This window comes from Microbacterium sp. MPKO10, assembly GCF_026107415.2.
GTDB lineage: Bacteria > Actinomycetota > Actinomycetes > Actinomycetales > Microbacteriaceae > Paramicrobacterium.
Genome location: NZ_JAPCHX010000005.1, coordinates 329,494 through 350,480 on the forward strand (window position 1 = coordinate 329,494; position 20,987 = coordinate 350,480).

Here is a 20,987-nt window from a genome sequence, read left to right on the forward strand (position 1 = left end):
TGACTGATCACCGGGAGGTTCACCGTGCAGAAGACGTCGCTCACCGCTCTCGCGCGTCACGAACTTGAGCATGCCCAGAGCAGCTCAAGCGGACGCAGCGCCAAGACTGTCTTCGGCGGACGCGAACACACGCTGCGGCAGACGCTCGTCGCACTGCGTGAAGGCGTCAAGATGGGCGATCACGAGAGCCCGGGCGACGCCACCGTGTACGTCATCAGCGGGCGCATCGAGCTGACGACCGCCGATGCGTCATGGACCGGTTGGAAGGGCGACCTCATCATCGTTCCCGCCGAAACCCATAACGTGCACGCGCTTGAAGACTCGGTGTTCCTGCTCACCGTCGCGAAGAAGTAGCCGCTCACCGCCGTCACGCAACGTCACGCAACAACCACTCAGTCTCGGTCGTGCGTGACGTCCCATGCATGGTGCACGAGGTCGTGCACGTAGTACTGGCCGAGGGTCTCGATCGTGAACGGCGCCCCATCGCCGCGCTTCCCCGTGCGATCGGCGACGGAGTCGGGAACACCGTCAAACGCCTCCGCGGCTGCGAATGCAGCATCCGTGAGATCTCGCAGCACGAGAGACGGGTCCTGCTCCGCATACCGGCCAGCAACCGCCGCCTCGTCCTGGTTCCAGTCGGGGAAGACCGGATCATTCTGGGTCATGGTGAGCACGAGCCGCTCAGCGAACAGCGTGTGTACGTCACGCACGTGGCAGGCGTACTCGAGAGGCGACCAGGTGTTATCGTCTGGGCGCTGCCGTACGTCAGCTCGCTCGAGAACGTCTGCCCAGATCCCGGCGTTGGCGCGCGCGTAGTCGCCCACCTCCGACAACGTCACCGAACGCGCATCGAAGCCGCATTCGGTGCAGGGGCGGCTGAGCACCCACGTCCAGTCTTTGGTGTCAGGGATGATGGGCATACATCAACCCTAAGGGGAATACCGGCGTCGTGCGGATGTACGTCAGTTTCCGAACACTCAGCTCTGACAGACAGCGCTGTCGCTGACCTGCTCGTTCATTTGCTCGGCCGACCACGGCAGATCGATCGAGGGCGCTTTCTGTCCTTTCGCGGCAGGAAGCTTCGATGCGTACGACGCGAGCTGCATAGCGAGTGAGAGCGCAAGGCTGCCGCCCGCAGTCGAATTGTTGAGCATGACGACGACAGTGAGTCCGGATACTGGGTCACTCAGTGTTGCCGTGATGAACCCGGGCACGTCACCGGCCTGACCGTAGAGCGGGCCGTAGTGGTACGTGCCGAACCCGTATTGGATCCAGGAGGCCGCCTTGTCGCTGATCGGGCGCGTTTCTTCCTGGTGCTTCGCCGCGTCGTCTGAGAACAACTCGTTCTGGGCAAATGCCTGTGCAAAGGCGTGCAGGTCGTCAGCCGTCGCTACGACGCCCGCCGATGTGTATCCCATGGACGACGACAGCCTCGACTCATCGTGCGGCGCATCGCACTGCAGCTTGCCACCGACTTTCAGAGACTCGTAACTGTGCAAGGAGGTGTCGGGCAGCTCAACCTCCGTCGGAGCCGGGAGGAGCGAGTTCTCGAGACCCAGCGGCGTGAAGATGTAGGTGTCGTACAGTTCAGCGAACGTTTTGCCCGTCGCGGATTCCAGCGCCTGCCCCAGCAGAACGTATCCGGTGTCGGCGTCTGAGAATGACTCGCCCGGCGTCGCCTCGTGTGTCGCCATGCCGTCGTTATACAGTTCGTTGGGACTCCAGACGCGTTCCGGGTTCTGGATGAACGTGGCATCGAGGTTTGCGCGGTATCCACCGAGTCCCGATGTTCCCTGGCACAGGTGCTCGAGTGTCAAGCCTTTGGTGCCGACGAGATTTGGCAGGTACTCCGAGACTTTGTCGTCCACGGCGACGACGCCCTCGTCGGCGAGCTTCAGAAGCACAGCACAGGTCATCGGCCGGGTGTTGGCGCCGATGCGGAATGCCATGTCGGCCGTCACCTCGGTCTTGCCGTCGATCTCGGTGACGCCATAACCGTCAAGGCTCTTGCCTGCCCAGGGAGCCCAGATTCCGACGATCGCACCGGTTGATGCCGACGCTTCAATCGCGTGCGCCACGGCGTCATCAACAAGCGTCGCCGTCTCGTCCGGCAGTTTCGCGTCGGCCTGCGGCGGCAATGTGATGGCTGGCGCGGATTCCCCCGAACACGCCGTCAATGCCAGAGCACTCACGCCGAGAACGACGATCGCTGTCGCGAGACGCGAATGGTGCCCAAAGTTTCTCACCAACAGACCTCCCCCAGAGTTCTTGCTGGATTCTAACCATTAAGCCTGATATGAACCCGTACGCTGCGCTCAGCCAGGCGAAGAAAAAGTACTCAGGCACGGAGTGCTTTCGACTCATTGCCCTGGCACACTTCGGGACTTCCCTGGTTGACTGTCCGTATGACGCAGCATTTCGACCCGCAGGTGATCAGCGCGGTCCTCAACCACATGAACGGTGACCACGTCGCCGACAACCACACAATCGTTCACGCGTTCGCCGACCCGGCCGCCTCGAATGTCGTGATGGTGGGATTCGATGGCGACGGTGGGGACTGGGAGTACACGGATGCTGCCGGGCAGCACGTCGCCACGCGCATCCCGTGGCCGACCGAGGTGGTCGAGCGCCCCGACGTGCGTCGCGCCGTCGTCGAACTCCACCGCGCTGCCGTCGCGCGCCTCGGCGACACGAACAACAGTGACGCCAACGACGGTGCAGAAACCTCGTGACACGGGAGGGTCGCGTAGGTATGATTAGGCTACCCTTATTCGCAATTCCCTGACGGAGCACCATGACCGACACCCGATTCTCTGCCCAGCTGGCTGAGCGCACGCGCACCTCGCACTCTGACAGCGAAGGCGCCTCGTTCATGCGCGATCTCATGAAGGGGCAGGGAACGCGGGAGGACTACACGGCGCTTTCGGTGCAGCACTGGTTCATCTACGACGCTCTCGAGAGCGTGGCCGAGACGCTGGCCGATGACCCGGTGGCCGCGCCGTTTCTCGCGCCGGAGCTCCTGCGTCGCGAGGCGCTCGAACGTGACCTCGAGCACCTTGTCGGTGTCGGGTGGCGTGACGAGATCACGCCGCTTCCCACGACGGCCGCCTATGCCGATCGCATCCGTGAGACGGCGGCGTGGCCCACAGGCTTTGTCGCTCACCACTACACGCGCTATCTCGGCGATCTCTCCGGCGGGCAGTTCATCGCGCGGCTCATGAAGCGGCACTTCGGATTCAACACCCGAGGCGTCGAGTTCTACGCGTTTGACCAGATCGACGATCTTGACGCGTTCAAGGAGAATTACCGGATGCTGCTCGACGCAGCCCCGTGGAACGACATCGAGCGCGAGCGCATGGTCGACGAAACGCTCGTCGCCTACCGCTTCAACTCAGACCTTTTCACCGACCTCGACCGTGCGAAGGCAGAAGCTGCCTGACCCCTCATACGGTGTTCATCACACCCACGGTGCGACCTGACCGCGTTCACAGCACTGCTGCCGTCAGCGCGCTGCTGGCGCAGCATCCGCACCCGCCACGCGCGTGACGTTCGCCATGAAGCGCTGCACGTCTCGGTCGACGATGATGTCGCTCGGGCGCAGTGGCCGTGACAGATAGAGCCCGTCGAGGGACGTCAGGCGGCTGAGAGCGACGTAGGTCTGGCCGGGGCTGAAAGCACGGCTGCCGAGGTCGACGATGGCGCGATCATAGGTCTTGCCTTGCGACTTGTGAATCGTGACGGCCCAGGCAAGGCGCAGCGGAAACTGCTCGAACTCGGCGACGATCTCACGCTTCAGCCGCTTCGTGAGCGGCGAGTACGAATACCGGTACTTCTCCCACGTGGCGGGTTCAACCTCGTGCTCTTCGCCGTCGACCTCGACGAACACGGTTGAGGTGATCTTAGTGACCGTGCCGATCGTGCCGTTCACCCACCGCGGGCCCCCGTCGTTCGCGCCATCGTTGCGCAGGAACATCACCTGAGCTCCCTCTTTGAGCTCAAGGGTCTCCTCCGCCGGGTACGCGCGTCCGCCGAAATCCCCCGTGATCTCGGCCTTGGCGCTGAGGGCACGGCCCGGAAGGCGGGCGAGTGCCGCATTGTTGATCCGATTGACGCTGTCGTTCCGCGACGCCAGAGTGATCGTGCCGTCTTCGGGCGGTTTCCGCGCACCGGTCGAATTGAGCTTCTCGGCGATATCGGCTGTGACCCGACCGTGACGGACGGCATTCAGTATCCGCTTGAATTCAACGTCATGCTGCCGGTGGATCTCGGTGAGCTCAACGATCGTGAGCGGGGCGTCGAGCCAGACCTTCGCGTCGAAGAACCACATCGACCGGTAGGTGTCAGCGAAATACGCGCGCTCTTCCGGGTCACCGGGCACTGGAGCCAGCTGGTACGGGTCGCCGAACAACACGATCTGCACACCGCCGAATGACTCAGACGGGCGCTGCCGCGCCTGGCGAAGGCTGCGGTCGATGGCATCCATGAGGTCGGCATTGACCATCGACACCTCATCGATCACGAGAGTCTCGATCGTGTTCAGCAGTTTGCGCACCGCGTCGTTCTGCTCAATGTCGCTGTCGGCGATCACGCCGATCGGCAGACGGAACAGAGAATGAATGGTCTGGCCGCCGACGTTGAGCGCCGCCACTCCCGTCGGTGCGGCGATCACAAGCTGCTTGTCTGTGCGCCAGGCCAGCTCGTTCAGCAGCGTCGACTTTCCGGTACCCGCCCTGCCCGTCACGAAGATGTGGTCGCGGGTCTTCTCGATGAGGTCGAAGACTGCCTGCTGCTCGGGCGCGAGGGCAAAATCGGACATAGTGGGGTGCTGCACTCTTTTCGGTAGCGGGAAGACCCCCACCATGATAGGCGACGGGCAGGAGTACCCGTCGATCTTCGGGCGCTCCTGCCTTAGGATGGCCTCTGTGAACCAGGTACCTCCAGCTCAGCCGCAGTCCATGCCTCCGGCCCCGCAGCAGACGCCGCGCCCGTCTGATCCCGCGCGCACCCGGTTCATCATCATCTGGGTCATCGTCGGTGTGATGTTCCTCGGGGCTGCGGCAAGCGCCGTCGGCTCGCTGCAGCGCACCGTCTACGGCGCGCGTGGCACCGTGACCCAATACCTGGACGCTCTCGAACGTGGCGACGCGGCATCCGCTCTCGATGTTCCCGGCGTCAAGCTGTCCGGAGGCGAACTGAAGTCTGCCGGACTGCCCGAGAACGCCTCAGACAAGCTTCTGCGCAACTCTGTGATCTCACCGGTGACTGACGCAGAATTCGTCTCTGAGACCACGCTCGACGACGGCACACATCAGGTGACGTATGACTTCGCGATCGGCGATTCCGAGGGAACCGCCGTCTTCGACCTGACGAAGGTCGGCGGTCTCTTCGGCCACTGGGAGTTCGCGACGAGCCCGCTCGCCGCCGTGAACCTCAGCGTCAACCACACCACGCAGTTCTCAATGAACGGTGCAGATTTCGACACGCGTCAGGTGGCGCCCAAGGACACGGATGCTGCGTTCGACAACATCGTCAATGTGCTGATCTTCACGCCGGGAAACTATGAGTTCGGCGTCGACACCGACTACCTCACGGCCGACCCCGACGAGGTGTTCGCCGATTCTCCGGGCCAGGTGGAAGAGGCCAGCGTTGACGCTGAGCCGACAGACGAGTTCATCGATGCGGCGCAAGAGCAGTTCAACGCCCAGCTCGATGAGTGCGCGACACAGGTCATTCTGCAGCCGACGGGCTGCCCCTTCGGGTACGAGGTGAGTGACCGCGTGTCCGGCGAGCCGGAGTGGAGCATCTCGACGTACCCAGAGATCTCCCTTGTTCCGGGGAGCAACTCCTGGGAGATCCCGAACACTGACGCGGCGGCAACGATCGATGTCTCGATCCAGTCCCTCGCCGACGGCTCGATCGACGAGGTCACCGAAGAGGTTCCGTTCAAGGCGTTCGGCAACGTCTACCTCTTCTCAGACGGCACGGTGACGGCGCAGCTCTTGACAAAAGAGACGTCGAGCAATGGTGATGACGACGGTGACAAAGACGAAGGCTGACGCGAAGCATCCGACTACGCTCTGACGGGACGGCCAGGGTCTTGCACAGAGTCGCGCATCTGATTGCCGGCACTGCGTCAATCACGCGGCATCCTGCCACGTCTGGCAAGCAATGCCCCGGCCACGCATGACTCAACACACCGGCAGAACCGCCGGCCACAGCATCCGCCTCAGACCTTGTCTTTGTCGGCGTCGTCCCTCGCCGCGAGCTTCGCCAGCTGCTCGTTGTAAGCGCGCAGCTTGGCATCGTCCGTTCGCTCCTCGGATCGATCGTTGCGATTTTGCTCACGGGTGTCTGATTTCGCCCATTGCACCGCCACGATTATGGCGAGAACGATCGTCGGTATCTCGCCGACGCTCCACGCGATTCCCCCGCCGATGTACTGGTCTTCGAGCGGAGTGGGGCCCCACGTGCGCCCCATTGCCCCGAACCAGTCGGCGGCGAACAGTCCTGTGCTCATCATGATGGTGATTCCGAAGAAGGCGTGCATCGCCATGGTCGCCATCAACAGCAGAAGCCTCATCGGATAGCCGAGGCGCGGAGGGCCAGGGTCGACGCCGATGAGCGCGTTGACGAACAAGTAGCCGGTGATCAAGAAGTGCGCGATCATCCATTCGTGGCCGATGTGCTCTTCCATCGCCCAGCGCAGCAGCGGCGAGAAGTAGAAGACCCAGAGCGAGCCGGCGAACAGAATCGCCGCGATCACCCCGTGGCTGAGGAACGTTGAGATCTTCGCGTGCACGAAGGTGAGCACCCACTCGCGTGGCCCGCGCGAACCATCCGTGCGCTTGTGCAGCGCGCGCAGAGCAAGGGTGAACGGTGCGCCAGGCACCAGCAGCGCCGGAACCGCCATCGTGAGCCCCATATGCCCCAGCATGTGCAGGCTGAACATGTAGCGCTGGTACAGATTTGTCGCACCTGACGTGAAGTAGAACAGCAGGAGAAGGCCCGCAACCCATGAAATGGTGCGAAGCACCGACCACTTATCGCCGCGCTTGTGCAGCCGGTAGACACCCGCGAGATAGAAGAAGATGCCGAAGCCGCACACCAGCAACCAGATCAGGTCGATGTCCCACCCCGTGACAAAGCTGGAGGGCTGCACAGGCGGCGGGAGCGGGTCCCCGGTGAGCAGGATCGCTGGCGTGCCCTCTTGAGGCGCCTCCTGCGGCACAGGGGTCGCCGTCCGCGCGAGCGCAGCAGCGAAGCCCGACGCGAGCCCCATGAATCCAATCTCGGTGGCGGCCAGTATCCAGAACAGGCGGGTCCTCGACCGTGCGGCTTTCGACACGACGCCCTGCGCGGCTGCGCCGGGCTGCGGCATCCGGTTGATCACCCAGCGGCGGTACATGGCCCCGAAGAGGCCCAGGGCGACGAGAGCGGCGATTTTGAGCAGCACGAGGAGCCCGTAGGGTGTCAGGAGCTCAGACCACGCTCCAATGCGCAGCTGTGCGCTCACGTAGCCGGACACGGCGACGACAATGAAGCAGATAAGGGCGACCGATGAATACCGGCTCAGCACTTGCGTGAGCTCAACAGCTCCGAGCTCACGCTTGAGCAGAATAAGCGCAAGCAGCCCGCCGACCCAGACTGCGGCGAAGACGAGGTGCAGGCCCAGTCCGTTGACCGCTTGAGCGTGGTTGGCGGCACCGGCAGCGTGGCCTTGTTCGGCCATCGGAATGAGGGAAGCCAGTGCCAGGACGCCGACGAAGAAGAGGCCCGTCTGATTGCGCACGGCAAAGCACAACACGGTCACGGATGCCGCGATCAACGTGGTGATGAGCCAGGCTTGCCCAACTTCGACGTCTGTGAAGAACACGGCGAGTTTCTGGCCGAAGTCGTTGCCGAATGAGAACTGGGTTCCCGTGATGCTCATGAACGTGTAGAAAGCCGTTGCTGCTGACGCCACGGTGTAGACACCAGCGGCACCCGCGGCGATGTCCAACGCGCGTGTATATGCCGGCCGCGTGGAATCGAGAGCGAAGAGAGCGATCACGAGTGTGCCGAGCGTGACGCCGACGCTCAGGTTGACGAGCAGTTTCGTAATCGGAAGTCCGAACCGTACGACAGTGCCGGGGTCGCCGATCGCGGGGGCGCTCGCTCCCCCGCCGATCGCGAGTCCTGCGAAGACGGCGAGCAGTGCCATGGCAAGCAGCACGGAAGGGCCGAGAATGCGCAGGGAACGGTTCACGTTACAAGATTACGCGGAAGACCTGAGTGTCTGCGTGCCGCCTTGTGTGTCTGTGTGCTGCCCTGCGTGCCTGCGTGCTGCCCCTGGAGACACGCGATCATGCAGAAGGGGCGCCGTGCTCAGCACGGCGCCCCTTCTGTGAACTGGATGCTACTTGACAGCTGCCTTGAGCTTCGAGCCAGCGGTAACCTTCACCGAGTGGCCAGCCGGAATGTTGATGGTCTCGCCAGTCTGCGGGTTGCGTCCGGTGCGAGCAGCACGGTCGGTGCGCTCGACGGCGAGCCAACCGGGGATCGAAACCTTGACGCCGCTGCTGACAGCGTCAGCAAGCTCAGCGAACAGCGCGTCGAGCACGCCACCGACGGCAGCCTGGCTCTGGCCGGTCGACGAGGCGATCTTCGCGACGAGCTCGGTCTTGTTGAGCGACTTATCAGCCATTGAGTTGTCCTCCTCGGACGTTTGCTGCGTGAATCACGCGGTTTTCGGCCCCCTGTGACGAGTCATCACCGAGGTTCTGTGACTCGATGAATGTAACAGAGAACCGCGTCATTTCGCGGATTTCTGCGGGTTTTCGGGCACTTTCAAGGGGCGTGTCGCGCAAAATCGCCCGATTTGCCCTGAAAACTGTGTTTTTTCGGGTTGTCGCCTGTGATTCCGGGCAGAGAAAAGGGCACCGGCACGAATGCCGATGCCCTTTTCGAAGAACGGTGTTTTACCAGCTCGACTTGGTCACGCCGGGCAGCTCGCCACGGTGTGCCATCTCGCGGAAACGGACACGTGAAATGCCGAATGCCTTGAGGTGTCCACGCGGGCGTCCGTCGATCGAGTCGCGGTTGCGAACACGGACCGGGGACGCGTTGCGCGGGAGCTTCTGGAGCCCCACACGGGCCGCTTCACGCGACTCGTCGGTGCCGTTCGGGTCAACGAGAGCCTTCTTCAGCTCACGACGCTTCTCTTCGTAGCGTGCGACGACCAACTTACGCTGCTCGTTGCGCGCGATTTTGCTCTTCTTAGCCATATGCTTATCGCTCCTCGCGGAAGTCAACGTGCTTGCGGACGACGGGGTCATACTTCTTCAGCACGAGTCGGTCTGGGTTGTTGCGGCGGTTCTTGCGGGTCACGTACGTGAATCCGGTGCCTGCCGTCGAACGCAGCTTGATGATCGGGCGGACGTCTTGTGCCTTGGCCATTAGATCTTCTCCCCACGTGCGAGAAGGTCCTTGACGACGGACTCGATGCCGCGTGCGTCGATGACCTTGATGCCCTTGGCGCTCAGTGTGAGCGTCACGTTACGTCGCAGCGACGGAACGTAGTAGGTCTTCTTCTGGATGTTCGGGTCGAAACGACGCTTGGTGCGTCGGTGCGAGTGCGAGATGTTGTGTCCGAAGCCGGGAACGGCTCCAGTCACCTGGCACACTGCTGCCATAATTGGTCTCCTTCAGTACCGCAGAGCGGATGCTCTGCCCAAGATCTCTTGTCGGCATACCGGCCTCAGTGAGGCGATACGCGGCGTGATCGGTCGAGAGAGTCCGATCAGCCAACGAGCTACTCTATCACAGCGATTATGTGCCCACTGTGGGCTCAGGTCCGAGAGGCGCCATGCATCGGGCGATCGGTCAGGTCAGTCCATGTCGAGTTGAGTGCCGGCAAGCCACGCCAGCCAGTGCTGCACCTTTCTCCGACGGCTCATACAACTGGCGAGTGCACACGAATGCCCCCGCTGAACCGCGGAGGCTACTGCACCCACCCCAACCAAGCTGCGCATGGCGTCTGCGGCAACGAATGCCTGACTATGCGGGTCTGACTCCGAGGGTGTGGTTTTCCACAGATTAGCTCGTATTTATCTTCGAAACTTAGTTATCCACAGTCGCTCGTTTTATCGAACAAGTGTCGGTGGTCGGTGGCAAAATTGGGGCATGGATGAATTCAGGGATACCCCTCCGGATCCTGCAGATGTCGGGACTTGGGAGGGGCAAGACAGAAAAGAGTATCAACCGCCGCCGTCGTCGGGTAAGGCTCGGGATGCTGGTGCGGGTGGTCCTGCTCGCGGCGACTCTGCATATGCCGAGGCCGTCGAAGATACTGAGACCGACTCTGACACCACTGGTTCCGATGCCGCTGCCATCGACCACGCCAACGCTGGTGATTCCACCACGAGCACTGGCGTCGGCGCAGCGGCCGAGGCCGATACTAATGCTGATGGTGGCACCGCTGCTGATGCTGCTGCTGCTGACGATTCAGTCACGGCGGACAAAGCCAGTGCACCAGAGAGTGCCGAGCCAGGGGCTGGCGGCAGCAACACCGGTACCGAGATAGCTGGTGCCTCAGGCGCCTCCGTTACCGACGATGAAAGTCTCGTCGCCAAAGCCGACGCTGACATCGAGACCGACACCGAAACCGACACCGATACTGCTGATGCGGAGGCCCAGTCTGAAGAAGAAGCAGACGCTGATGCAGACGCAGACGCAGGTGCAGACGCAGGTGCAGATACAGGTGCAGATGCTGACGGCGCAGAAGATGCGTCTGCGGCAGATATGTTGCGTTCTCGGCTTGCCGGTGTCGTTGACGACTCACAATTGATCGCGGCGGCCGAAGCCTCACGGTTGCGTGGCATCTATGCCATGCTGCAGGACGCCCTGGCCCACCCGGGGATCTTCGCTGTCCTGCCCGCAGACAGCACCCCGGCAACTCTCAGCGCAGAGACCGAAGGGTGGGTGCGGTCCTCATTGGCGCAAGAGATCGGTGCCGCGATCGGGGTCACGAAAAACCATGCCGCCGGGCTTGTTCAGGACGCCGAAATCCTCTGCGAGGACCTGCCCGCGACACTTGATGCCCTCGAGGACGGCCGGATTACCCGGCAGCACACACAGGCGATGATCCGGCAAGCCATCACCCTCGATGGAGACGCAATTGCGATGTTTGAGCAGGCGGCGTTGCCGAAAGCGATCGGGCAATCACCAACACAGTTTTCCCGCGCCGTTGTGTCGATCCGGGAGGGATTGTTTCCGGAAACGATCGCGCGACGCCGCACCGACGCCGTCAAGAACCGGCGAGTGGACTGCTACCCCGCCCAGGACGGCATGGGAACTCTCGCGGTGCATGCTCCGATCGAGATCGTGCAGAGCCTGCACAACGCCGCACGACACACAGCTCGGGCGTTGAAAGCGGCAGGAGATGACCGCACCCTGGCCCAGATCGAGACCGACACCCTCATCGACGCCATCATGACCGGCTTCACCATCGACGCGACGCACAAGCCCGGCGTCGGACCGTCAGGTGTGGGAGCGGACCGACTCGGCGGAATCCGGCCGACCGTGTATGTCACCGTCCCCGTCATGACTCTGCTCGGGAAAAGCGATGAACCGGCGCATTTGGACGGATACGGCCCCATCGACCCCGAAACCGCACGGATCCTCGCCGCTCAGGCACCAAGCTTCACCCGGTTGCTCACCCACCCGGAGACCGGAGCCGTGCTCTCCGTCGGACGCGACAGTTACGCCGTTCCGGCAGACCTGAAGCGCGCCGTCCAGCTCCGCGACGAAACCTGCATCGGGATCGGTTGCGACCGGTCCGCCACGTCCTGCGATCTGGATCACCGGCACGAATGGCAAGACGGTGGTGAAACCAGCTACGCCAACCTGCAATCCGTCTGCGAACAGCACCACATGATCCGACACCACACCCAGTGGCAGGCACACCTCGCCGATAACGGACACATCCAGTGGATCTCACCCCTCGGACACACATACCGGGTCCCCCGCACCTCAAACGTCCAATTCGTGCACGTCAACACAGAGAACGACACGACCGGCGACACGACGACCGACGACGAGGCCCGGGCGACAGAATCCGACGGGAATGGCACCATCGGCGGCGCCCCTGCCGAGACTGGTTTTGGTACACGTGCTGCTCAGGAGGGATTCCCCAACACGCCGCCCTTCTAAATACCGGGCACCCAGCCGACTCCCGAAACCGGGATACCGAGGAAAGGCACTCGGGCGCTGGACTCTGCCCGAACGACAGCTGCAGCTCGAACGAAGGCTGCAATCTGGGCGGGTAACACTGCATGGCGACGCCTGGCAACACGACAACACGACAACACGGCTCCATGGTTCGACAGCTCGACGGCTCGACGGCTCGACGGCTCGACGGCTCGACGGCTCGACGGCTCGACGGCTCGACGGCTCGACACGATTCTCAGTCAATTCGGGCTGCTCAGAGATCAATGGCGACCAGCCTGTGAACAATAAGCGTGTCCCAGACTGAGAGCAATAAGCAGGACCCGGAGATCGTGATGGCCCACAGACAATCAGTGTTGCCTAGACGGCGGCTGCCGAGCGACAGCCTCTACTGCGCTGCCGTCTTCTCCTGGCTACGAGTATGCGCGACGAGCTACGAGTATGAGCGACGAGCTACGAGTATGAGCGACGAGCTACGAGCAATGAGCTACTGGTGATACATCACGCCTGCTGCTGGGCCATCGAACACTTCGGACACAGCCCGAAGATGTCAACGATGTGCCTGGCATCCGTATAGCCATGTTCAGCTGCAACCGTCCGTGCCCACCGCTCAACCTCACCCGCTTCGATCTCCACGGTGTCGCCACACGTCCGACAAATCAGATGGTGATGGTGAGCCGACGTCTCACAGGCACGATAGAGAGATTCGCCTTCAGGAGACTGCAGGGAATCAGCATCCCCTTCTGTCGCGAGGTCAGCCAAAGCCCGATAGACAGTCGCGAGACCGATGTGTGATCCGGCATCCTTCAATTGCGAATGCAGGCCTTGCGCGCTGACGAACCCGTCCGCCGAGTCCAACGCATCGCGCACAGCCTCACGCTGCCACGTATTGCGTCTTACGACCATGCGTCACCTCCAGGAAGCACCCTCCAGACTACCCCGAGAACTCGAAGATCTCGGGTGAGAGCCGGGCGCCGTCAACTCACCGCACCGCCGGTCTCGCCTTCTGCCTGAGACCGATGAGCCGCGCCACAAGATAGATGGCGAATGAGATCGTCGTGATGTACGGGCTAATCGGCAGCGAGCCACCGATCGCCAGAAGAATGCCGCCCACCGCCGACACGAATCCAAACGTCACAGCGAGCAGCGGCACGACGATCGGCGAGCTGGAGACACGCAGCGCCGCCGCCGCCGGCGTAACGACAAGCGCCAGCACCAGCAGTGCACCGATGATCTGCACAGACACCGCGACAATGAGGCCGAGCAACACCATGAACGCGAGCGAGATGAACCGAGTCGGCACGCCTCGCGCGGCAGCGACATCAGCATCCAAGCTGTCAAAGCTGAGCGGTCGCCACATCCACAGCAGCCCAATCAGCACAACCACCGAGATCGCAATGAGCCAGCCGAGCCTCGGGTCGTCGACAGCAATAATCTGCCCCGTCAGCAACCCGAATTTGTTGGCCGAGCGCCCCGGATACAGAGCGAGAAACAGGATGCCGAGGCCGAGGCCGAACGGCATGAGCACCCCGATGATCGAGTTGCGGTCGCGCGCCTTTGAACCAAGCAGCCCGATCATGATCGCCGACAGGAGCGCTCCCGCGAGCGATCCCGCGATCACGTTGGCTCCAAAGAGCAGAGCGGCCGAGGCACCGGCAAACGACAGCTCGCTGATCCCGTGCACGGCAAACGCCATATCGCGCTGCATCACGAAGACACCGATGAGTCCGCCGACAATGCCGAGAACAGCCCCCGCGATCACTGAGTTGTGAACGAGCGCGAGAAGTTCACCATAGTTCTCGAAGTTGAACAGGCGCGACCACAGGTCGTCACCGGATGCTGCCCTGACGAGCAGCTGTGCGGTCACACTCATGCGACGCCCTCGTGGTCATGATGATGGTGCGTCGTCTCAGCATCCGGAATTCCCACAACGATGACACGGCCGCCCGTGCGGATGCACTCCACCGGGGTGCCGTACAGCGTCGACAGAACGTCGGAGCGCAACACCTCGTCTGGTGTGCCCTCAAGAAACCGTCCGCCGGCAAAATACAGGATGCGGTCGACCATGTTCAGCACGGGATTCACGTCGTGGGTGACGAAGAGCACGGCGGTGTCTGCTTCGCGCCGCCTGGCGTCAATCAGTTCGCTGACACCACGCTGATGGTGCAGATCGAGGCTCAGCAGCGGCTCGTCGCAAAGGAGGATGCTGGGGTCAGCGGCCAGCGCTTGCCCGACACGGAGGCGCTGCTGCTCACCCCCGGAGAGGCTGCCGACCGGCTCGTCGGCATACGACTCGGCACCGACCGCGGCGAGCAGTTCGTCAACGCGTTCTTTCTCCCCACGTCGCGACCGCGGGACGCCAAAGCGGTGCCCGTTGACTCCGAGCGTAATGAGATCGCGCGCTCGCATCGGTGTGCCTGCCGGAATCAGCTTCTGCTGCGGGATGTAGCCGATCTGCCGGTCGCCACGACGAACCGGATGATCGTTGATACTGATGGTGCCCTCGGTGAGTTCTTGCTGACCGAGCAGCGCCTTGAGCAGTGATGTCTTGCCGGAACCGTTCGGGCCCAGCACCGCGAGAAACTCGCCGGGGCACACATCGAGGTTGAGGTTCGACCACAGCGTGCGGTCTCCAAAGCGAAGCCCGGCGCCTCGCAGGGAGACGACCGGGTCGCTGGGATGCTGATGGTGCTGCGTCACGCGGTGAAGACCTCGCTCAGGGCGTCAATGTTGGCGGTCATCCAGCTAATGTATCCCTCGCCATCGGGCAGAGTCTCGGTGAACGAGACCACGGGCACATCGGCTGCCTCGGCGGCATCCTTCACCTCATCGGTGATGGGGCCACTCGTCTGCTCATTGTATGCGAGCAGAGCGATGTCGCCCGACTCGACGAGATCGAGCATCTCCTGCATCGCGGATGCCGAGACATCTGTGCCTTCTTCGACGGCTTCGCTGAAGGCCTCCGGCGTCTTGTTGTCGAGACCGGCATCTTCGAGCAGGTAGAGCGGCACGGGCTCAGTGATCAACACAGACGTTCCCTCAGCGGTGTCGCCGATCGCGTGGAGAGACTCGTGCAGGCTCTCGAGCTGCGCCGAGAAGTCGCTGTAATTGTCGTCAAACGTACTGGCGTTGTCCGGGTCGATGTCGCTCAACTCTTCGGCGATGTGCTCAGCGAGGTGGTCCATGGCGTCGAAGTTGTACCAGACGTGCTCGTTGAAGCCCTCGATGTGGTCGTGGCCCTCGTGCCCTTCTTCGCCTTCGTGCTCGTGGCTGTCCTCGTCGCCATGCTCGTGCTCATCAGCATGCTCGTGCCCTTCGGCGTCGGGCATGAGGCCCGAAAGCTCAGAGGCGTTCAGGATGGCGGGGTCAGAGTCCCCGATGAGGGCATCCATGAAGCCGTCGTAGCCTCCGCCATTCTCAATCACGATGTCGGCCTTGCTGACCGCGAGGCGATCCTGCGCACTCGCTTCGTACGAGTGGGGGTCCTGCGCACTCGAGTCGATGATGGACGTGACCTCGGCAGCATCCCCGGCAATTGCTTCAGCGATGTCGCCGTACACGTTGGTCGAGGCGACAATCGAGATTCCGTCGCTCTGCTCTGAGGCCGTCGTCGACTGGCACCCGGCTAGGGCGAGGACGACAGCGGGGGCAGCAATGACGGCGGCGAGTGCGTGCTTTTTCATGAGCACCATCTAAGCACTAATGATAATGATTTTCAACATCGGCATGGGGATGCTGGTGGCCTGCACACAGCGAAACGGCGGGCCTCCCGAAGGAGCGCCCGCCGTTCGTTGACGAAGACCTACTTGGTGAGGCCGTCGACGTAGTCCTGGTTCTCAGCGATCCAGTCCTCGACGACGGGTGTGTAGTCCTCGATCTCCTCGTCGGTGTTGTACATGACGTTCTCGAGCGAGAACAGAACGTCTGAGTCCATCGTGAAGTTACTCAGCCACTCGTTGACCTCAGGGAAGTCATCCTCGAAGCTCGTGGTCGTGACCGTGTGGATCGACTCGGCTTCACCGAGGGCCTTCTTCGGGTCCTTAAGATCCTTGATGTCGAAGGCGTCATAGGCCCAGTGCGGACGCCACAGCGTCACGACGATGTTCTCGTCAGCGTCAAGCGCCTTCTTCAGCTCGGCGAGCATCGCCGGGGTCGATGACGTGATGTACTCCATGTCCTCGAGACCGTACTCGGGGATCACGGCGTCCTTGGTCGTCATCGTGAGACCAGCACCCGGCTCGATGCCGATGATCTTGTTGCCGAACTCGTCAGCGTGGTCGGCAAGCTCTTCGAGCGAGTCGATCGGGGCGTCGGCGTTCACGGCGAACGTCAGCTTGGCGTCTTCGTTCCATGCACCGAGGTCGACGATGTCACCCTCGAACTGCTCGAAGTACTTCTTGTGCGTTAGCGGAAGCCAGCCGTCGAGGGCGAAGTCGTAGTCGCCACTCGCGATACCGGCGAACACGGGGCCAGCGTCAGCATACTCAAGCTCGACGTTGTATCCCTTGTCCTCAAGAATCGACTTCCACAGGTACGAGGCTGCTTCACCCTCGGGCCATCCATTGAAGACGCCGATCGTGATGTCGCCCTTGTTTTCGTCGCCACCGGATCCGGAGCCGCCGGCATCACCGGAGCATCCCGTCACACCGAGGACAGCGGCCGTGGCCATTGCTGCAACAGCGAGAATACGCTTCTTCATTCTTTTCCTTTCTACGCCTCGGACGAGCCGAGGGTCACGCTTTTCAGTTGGAGAATCTCGGTCAGCTGATCCCAGCAGCCGGTGCCCGCTTGGGACCGGCTTCGGTGACCTCTTCTGCTTCGTCGGCAGCCTGCTTTGACTCGGCAGATGTCGACTCTGAGCTCTTCGCTCCCTTTTTCTTGTGAGCACCGCCCAGCGTCGCCGTCAGACGGTCAAGAACGATCGCGAGGATCACGACAGACAGACCGGCTTCGAAGCCCAGACCGATGTTGATCGAGTTCAGTGCCGCAATGATGTCCTTACCCAGACCGGGCGCACCCACCATGCTCGCGATGACGACCATCGACAGCGAGAGCATGATGACCTGGTTGACACCGGCCATAATGCTCGGGCGCGCCAGCGGCAGCTGGATCTGCAGGAGGATACGGCGCGGGGACGCCCCGAAGGCGTATCCGGCTTCAACAACCTCCGAGTCGACACCGCGAATACCGAGTTCCGTCAGCCGCACCCCCGGGGCAACGGCGAACAGGATCGTCGCAACGACGCCGGGAACCACGCCCACGCTGAACAGGAAGATCGCGGGGATCAGGTAAACAAAGGCGGGCATCGTCTGAAGGAAATCGAGAATTGGCCGAATGACCTTTGACGCCCCTTCTGACCGTGCCGCCCATATACCCACGGGAATGGCGATGATCACGGCGATGGCCGCGGCGACAAGCGTGAGCGCGAGGGTGTCCATCGCGTGCTCCCACTGGTTGACGCTGTAGATGACCACGAGCCCGGCCGCCGTGCCGACAGCGAAGACCCAGCCGCGCGCAAAGAACCCGATGACCACGATCACGATCATGATCACCCAGAACGGCGGGGTCGCGAGCACCCAGTCGACACCGTCATAGAAACCGCCGAAGATCGCGGCGATCACATCGAAGACGACCGAGAACGTATGGGTGACGAAGTCGCTGAATGCCTCGACCCAGTCACCGAGAGGAAGTCTGAAGTCCATCAGTTGGCACTCCCTTCACTGGCTGCCGTCTCTTCGTCGGCAGCGGCCCCGTCAGCAACGGCGTCTGCAACGGCCTCGTCGCCACCCGTTTCACGCAGCGTCTCGGTCATCGCCTCGACCGGAACGGTCACAGGCGGCTCGACCACGGGGATCTCTGTGGTGGTCGACGGAACATTGCCCAGCGAGGCGAGCAGCGTGACGCGCGGAATCGCTCCGAGCAGTCGGTTCTCATCGTCAATGACGGCGACGGGCAGCGTCGACTCGGCGGAAATTCCGAAGAGATCGACAAGGTGCTGATCGGGCCCGACCGTCGGAGTGTCGTGACGCAGGATCGACATGATGTCTTTCTCGTTGTCTTTGACAGCACGCATCACGTCCCGGTCGCGCACGACCCCGAGGAGCTTCCGGCCGTTGCCGACGACGAACACGGCGGAGGTCTGAAGATCACGCATCGTGCGCAGCGCGCCACGCGGACCAGCCGTCGCCGTGATGACCGAGCGGGCAGGTTCCATGACTCCGGATGCTGTCAGCACACGTGCCCTGTCGACATCCTGGACGAACTGGGCGACGTAGTCGTTGGCCGGGTCGGTGAGGATGTCGTCCGGCGCGCCAATCTGCACGATGCGACCATCGCGCATCACCGCGATGCGATCGCCGAGGAACATCGCCTCGTTGAGGTCGTGGGTGATGAAGATGATCGTCTTGCCGAGCTCCTGCTGCAGCTCGACGAGCTGTTCCTGCATCTCACGGCGGATGAGCGGATCAAGGGCCGAAAACGCCTCGTCCATGAGCAAGATGTCGGTGTCCGCGGCAAGAGCACGAGCGAGGCCCACGCGCTGCTGCATACCACCGGAGAGCTGACCCGGGAGCTTCTGCTCCCAGCCTTTCAACCCGACACGCTCGATCCACTCGAGCGCCTTCTGCCGCCGCTCGTCGCTCGACATGCCCTGGATCTCCAGGCCATACGCGGCGTTCTCCAGAACGGTGCGGTGCGGCAGCAGTGCGAAGTGCTGGAACACCATCGAGACATGCTTGGTGCGCACGGCACGCAGTTCCTTGTCTGGAATGCCCGTGATCGGCGTATCACCGATAGTCACAGAACCAGCACTGGGCTCCCAGAGGCCGTTCAGCATGCGAATGAGCGTCGACTTGCCCGAGCCGCTGAGGCCCATGACGACGAAGATCTCGCCCTGCTTGACGTCGAAGCTGGCATCAATAACGGCAGCGGTGCCCATCGAGGTCAGCGAATCGCGTGATTCACCGGCCTTGAGGCGCTTGATGACCTCTTTGGGGCGCCGACCGAAGACTTTGTAGAGATTCTGCGCTTGTAGCGCGACGGTATCTGACACGTACTCTCCAGGCACGCGACGGAGCAATGTAGTGCGACTCCGTCTGCGGCTATTGTATTTGCGGCCGGGTCGAGAACACGGACAGGTTCACCGTGATCAAGCGGTGACGGCAGCGGGTGGCCACCATGGCGAACTCGGGTGTCTGCCAAGGCCCCGACTGGGTAGTCGGCGCCGATATCCTCGACCATACGCCCTCGCGACTCCGACGTGTGCCGGCATCTCAAAGGCGCGGACTGGTTGAAATGGCCCGAAGGCCACAGATCAGTTTAACCGCCGTCGCACCGCAATGCGACACGCCGCCAAGCCTCTGGTCTACCCAACCTGCACTTTTGATCGCAAAATCCCCGATGATCCGGCAAAAATAGGAGTTACGGCTTTGTTATGTGCATTGTCGACAGGCAGACACTCCGTCACGACAGCCAGACACTCAGTCGAGCAGGAGCGCGGGCTCTTCGATGATCGAGGCAACATCGGCCACGAATCGCGAGACGACATCGCCGTCGACGACGCGGTGATCGAATGATCCGCCGATCGTCGTGACGAAGCGGGGTCGCACCTCCCCGTCCACGACCCAGGGCTTCTGCTTGATCGTGCCCATGGCCACGATGCCCACCTCGCCTGGGTTGAGGATCGGCGTTCCCGTATCCATGCCGAAGACACCGATGTTCGTCAACGTGATCGTGCCGTTCTGCATCTCTGCCGGCTGCGTTTTGCCGTCACGCGCAGTCAGGGTCAGCTGCTCAAGGGCCGTCGCAAGCTCGAGAAGCGACATTGACTGCGCTTCTTTCACGTTCGGCACCAGAAGACCCCTCGGCGTTGCGGCGGCGATGCCGAGGTTGACGTAGTGGTGAATGATGATCTCCTCATCCGTCCACGTCGCGTTAACGCTCGGGTTGCGGCGCACGGCCCACACCATCGCGCGTGCCATGATCAGCAGCGGAGACACCTTGACGCCCGCGAAGTCGGGTGACGCCTTGAGTCGCTTCACGAACTCCATCGTGCGGGTGGCATCCACATCGACGAAGACGCTGACGTGCGGTGCCTGGAACTTCGACGACACCATGGCCTGCGCAATCTGCTTACGCACCCCCTTGACCGGGACGCGCTCTTCGCGATCCTCACTCCAGTCAGGCGTCTCAATGTTGCGGAACACGCTCGCCTGCCCGGCGTGGCGCACGACGTCATCGCGGGTGATCTCACCGGCGAGCCCGGTTCCCTCGACAGCGCTCAGGTCAACATCGAGGTCCTTCGCGAGCTTGCGAATGGGCGGCTTGGCGATGATCGGTCCCGCCGAGGCCGCGGGCACGGATGCTGGCGGGCGCGGCGGTGTGTGCGGGCGCTTCCGGGCGCGACGACGGCTCGCGGCCCCGCCACCGGTTCCGTAGCCAACGAGCACGGACCCCTCACCCGATTCTTCGGGCTCGATCGTCGATTTGGTGTCTGCGGCCACGGCTTCCGCCTCGCGCACGGGCTCTGGCGCAGCATCCGCCCCGCTTTTCTCCACCGTCACGATGGGCGTTCCCACGTCGATGGTGGTTCCCTCGTCGACCAAGATCCGGCCGATCGTTCCCTCGAACGGAGACGGCAGCTCGACGAGTGATTTCGCCGTCTCGATCTCAACGAGAACCTGGTTGAGTTCGATGGAGTCGCCGGCGGCCACCTTCCACTGCACGATCTCGGCCTCAGTGAGGCCCTCGCCGACGTCGGGAAGGGAAAACTCTGACTCACTCAT

At 62.5% G+C, this 20,987-nt stretch carries 21 protein-coding genes; 5 read left to right on the top strand and 16 right to left on the bottom strand.

The window, feature by feature from the left end; translation table 11 throughout:
* The first annotated feature begins 24 nt into the window (after window positions 1-24).
* The gene (locus OK352_RS12565) at window positions 25-354 is read left to right on the top strand and encodes a cupin domain-containing protein (protein ID WP_265141829.1); all 330 of its coding nucleotides are present in this window, start codon (window positions 25-27) and stop codon (window positions 352-354) included.
* A 38-nt stretch (window positions 355-392) separates the two neighbouring features.
* Here OK352_RS12565 and OK352_RS12570 read toward each other — a convergent pair whose 3' ends face one another.
* Together OK352_RS12570 and OK352_RS12575 are read right to left on the bottom strand one after the other, a co-directional pair.
* Complete coding sequence (locus OK352_RS12570) at window positions 393-920, bottom strand: DinB family protein (RefSeq protein ID WP_265141830.1); 528 nt, start codon at window positions 918-920, stop codon at window positions 393-395.
* Between the two features lie 57 nt (window positions 921-977).
* Entirely contained in the window at window positions 978-2,246 is a 1,269-nt protein-coding gene (locus OK352_RS12575; protein ID WP_265142031.1) for a serine hydrolase domain-containing protein, read from the bottom strand.
* A gap of 159 nt (window positions 2,247-2,405) precedes the next feature.
* Between OK352_RS12575 and OK352_RS12580 the strand changes: the two genes are divergently transcribed.
* Window positions 2,406-2,732 (top strand): DUF2470 domain-containing protein, encoded by a 327-nt coding sequence (locus OK352_RS12580; protein ID WP_265141831.1) that lies wholly within the window; start codon window positions 2,406-2,408, stop codon window positions 2,730-2,732.
* 62 nt (window positions 2,733-2,794) lie between these two features.
* A complete protein-coding gene (locus OK352_RS12585) occupies window positions 2,795-3,439 on the top strand; it encodes a biliverdin-producing heme oxygenase (RefSeq protein ID WP_265141832.1) in 645 nt (214 codons plus the stop codon).
* 63 nt (window positions 3,440-3,502) lie between these two features.
* Here the strand turns inward: OK352_RS12585 and OK352_RS12590 are convergent, their stop codons facing one another.
* Window positions 3,503-4,816, bottom strand: coding sequence for an ATP-dependent DNA helicase (locus OK352_RS12590; RefSeq protein ID WP_265141833.1), 1,314 nt, complete (start codon window positions 4,814-4,816; stop codon window positions 3,503-3,505).
* 106 nt (window positions 4,817-4,922) lie between these two features.
* On the opposite strand from OK352_RS12590, the gene OK352_RS12595 reads away from it, so the two are divergent.
* A complete protein-coding gene (locus OK352_RS12595) occupies window positions 4,923-6,056 on the top strand; it encodes a hypothetical protein (protein WP_265141834.1) in 1,134 nt (377 codons plus the stop codon).
* Window positions 6,057-6,226: 170 nt separating this feature from the next.
* On the opposite strand, the gene OK352_RS12600 is transcribed toward OK352_RS12595, so the two are convergent.
* The 5 genes from OK352_RS12600 to rpmB all read right to left on the bottom strand — a co-directional run bounded on the left by OK352_RS12600 (window position 6,227) and on the right by rpmB (window position 9,671).
* The gene (locus tag OK352_RS12600; protein WP_265141835.1) at window positions 6,227-8,245 is read right to left on the bottom strand and encodes a bifunctional copper resistance protein CopD/cytochrome c oxidase assembly protein; all 2,019 of its coding nucleotides are present in this window, start codon (window positions 8,243-8,245) and stop codon (window positions 6,227-6,229) included.
* Between the two features lie 150 nt (window positions 8,246-8,395).
* Window positions 8,396-8,683 (bottom strand): HU family DNA-binding protein, encoded by a 288-nt coding sequence (locus OK352_RS12605; protein ID WP_265141836.1) that lies wholly within the window; start codon window positions 8,681-8,683, stop codon window positions 8,396-8,398.
* Between the two features lie 274 nt (window positions 8,684-8,957).
* Window positions 8,958-9,263, bottom strand: a complete 306-nt coding sequence (gene rpsN, locus OK352_RS12610) for a 30S ribosomal protein S14 (protein ID WP_265141837.1) — start codon at window positions 9,261-9,263, stop codon at window positions 8,958-8,960.
* Between the two features lie 4 nt (window positions 9,264-9,267).
* Complete coding sequence (gene rpmG, locus OK352_RS12615) at window positions 9,268-9,435, bottom strand: 50S ribosomal protein L33 (RefSeq protein WP_098406719.1); 168 nt, start codon at window positions 9,433-9,435, stop codon at window positions 9,268-9,270.
* Window positions 9,435-9,671, bottom strand: a complete 237-nt coding sequence (gene rpmB, locus OK352_RS12620) for a 50S ribosomal protein L28 (RefSeq protein ID WP_018188988.1) — start codon at window positions 9,669-9,671, stop codon at window positions 9,435-9,437. Before rpmB ends, rpmG begins: the two co-directional genes overlap by 1 nt.
* A gap of 490 nt (window positions 9,672-10,161) precedes the next feature.
* Here rpmB and OK352_RS12625 point away from each other — a divergent pair, with 490 nt between their 5' ends.
* Window positions 10,162-12,189: an HNH endonuclease signature motif containing protein gene (locus OK352_RS12625; protein ID WP_265141838.1), complete on the top strand. Its 2,028-nt coding sequence runs from the start codon at window positions 10,162-10,164 to the stop codon at window positions 12,187-12,189.
* 516 nt (window positions 12,190-12,705) lie between these two features.
* Here OK352_RS12625 and OK352_RS12630 read toward each other — a convergent pair.
* The 8 genes from OK352_RS12630 to OK352_RS12665 all read right to left on the bottom strand — a co-directional run bounded on the left by OK352_RS12630 (window position 12,706) and on the right by OK352_RS12665 (window position 20,987).
* A complete protein-coding gene (locus OK352_RS12630) occupies window positions 12,706-13,110 on the bottom strand; it encodes a Fur family transcriptional regulator (protein WP_265141839.1) in 405 nt (134 codons plus the stop codon).
* Between the two features lie 76 nt (window positions 13,111-13,186).
* The gene (locus OK352_RS12635) at window positions 13,187-14,077 is read right to left on the bottom strand and encodes a metal ABC transporter permease (protein ID WP_265141840.1); all 891 of its coding nucleotides are present in this window, start codon (window positions 14,075-14,077) and stop codon (window positions 13,187-13,189) included.
* Window positions 14,074-14,904: a metal ABC transporter ATP-binding protein gene (locus OK352_RS12640; RefSeq protein ID WP_265141841.1), complete on the bottom strand. Its 831-nt coding sequence runs from the start codon at window positions 14,902-14,904 to the stop codon at window positions 14,074-14,076. The genes OK352_RS12635 and OK352_RS12640 overlap by 4 nt, the downstream gene beginning before the upstream one ends.
* Entirely contained in the window at window positions 14,901-15,887 is a 987-nt protein-coding gene (locus tag OK352_RS12645; protein ID WP_265141842.1) for a metal ABC transporter solute-binding protein, Zn/Mn family, read from the bottom strand. Before OK352_RS12645 ends, OK352_RS12640 begins: the two co-directional genes overlap by 4 nt.
* Window positions 15,888-16,006: 119 nt before the next feature.
* On the bottom strand, window positions 16,007-16,903 hold the full coding sequence (locus OK352_RS12650; RefSeq protein WP_265141843.1) for a glycine betaine ABC transporter substrate-binding protein: 897 nt from the start codon (window positions 16,901-16,903) through the stop codon (window positions 16,007-16,009).
* Between the two features lie 61 nt (window positions 16,904-16,964).
* Window positions 16,965-17,906 carry an ABC transporter permease gene (locus OK352_RS12655; protein ID WP_372338107.1) on the bottom strand — a complete coding sequence of 314 codons (942 nt, stop codon included), beginning with the start codon at window positions 17,904-17,906 and terminating at the stop codon, window positions 16,965-16,967.
* Window positions 17,906-19,255: a quaternary amine ABC transporter ATP-binding protein gene (locus OK352_RS12660; protein ID WP_265141844.1), complete on the bottom strand. Its 1,350-nt coding sequence runs from the start codon at window positions 19,253-19,255 to the stop codon at window positions 17,906-17,908. Before OK352_RS12660 ends, OK352_RS12655 begins: the two co-directional genes overlap by 1 nt.
* Before the next feature lie 427 nt (window positions 19,256-19,682).
* Window positions 19,683-20,987 (bottom strand): dihydrolipoamide acetyltransferase family protein, encoded by a 1,305-nt coding sequence (locus OK352_RS12665; RefSeq protein WP_265141845.1) that lies wholly within the window; start codon window positions 20,985-20,987, stop codon window positions 19,683-19,685.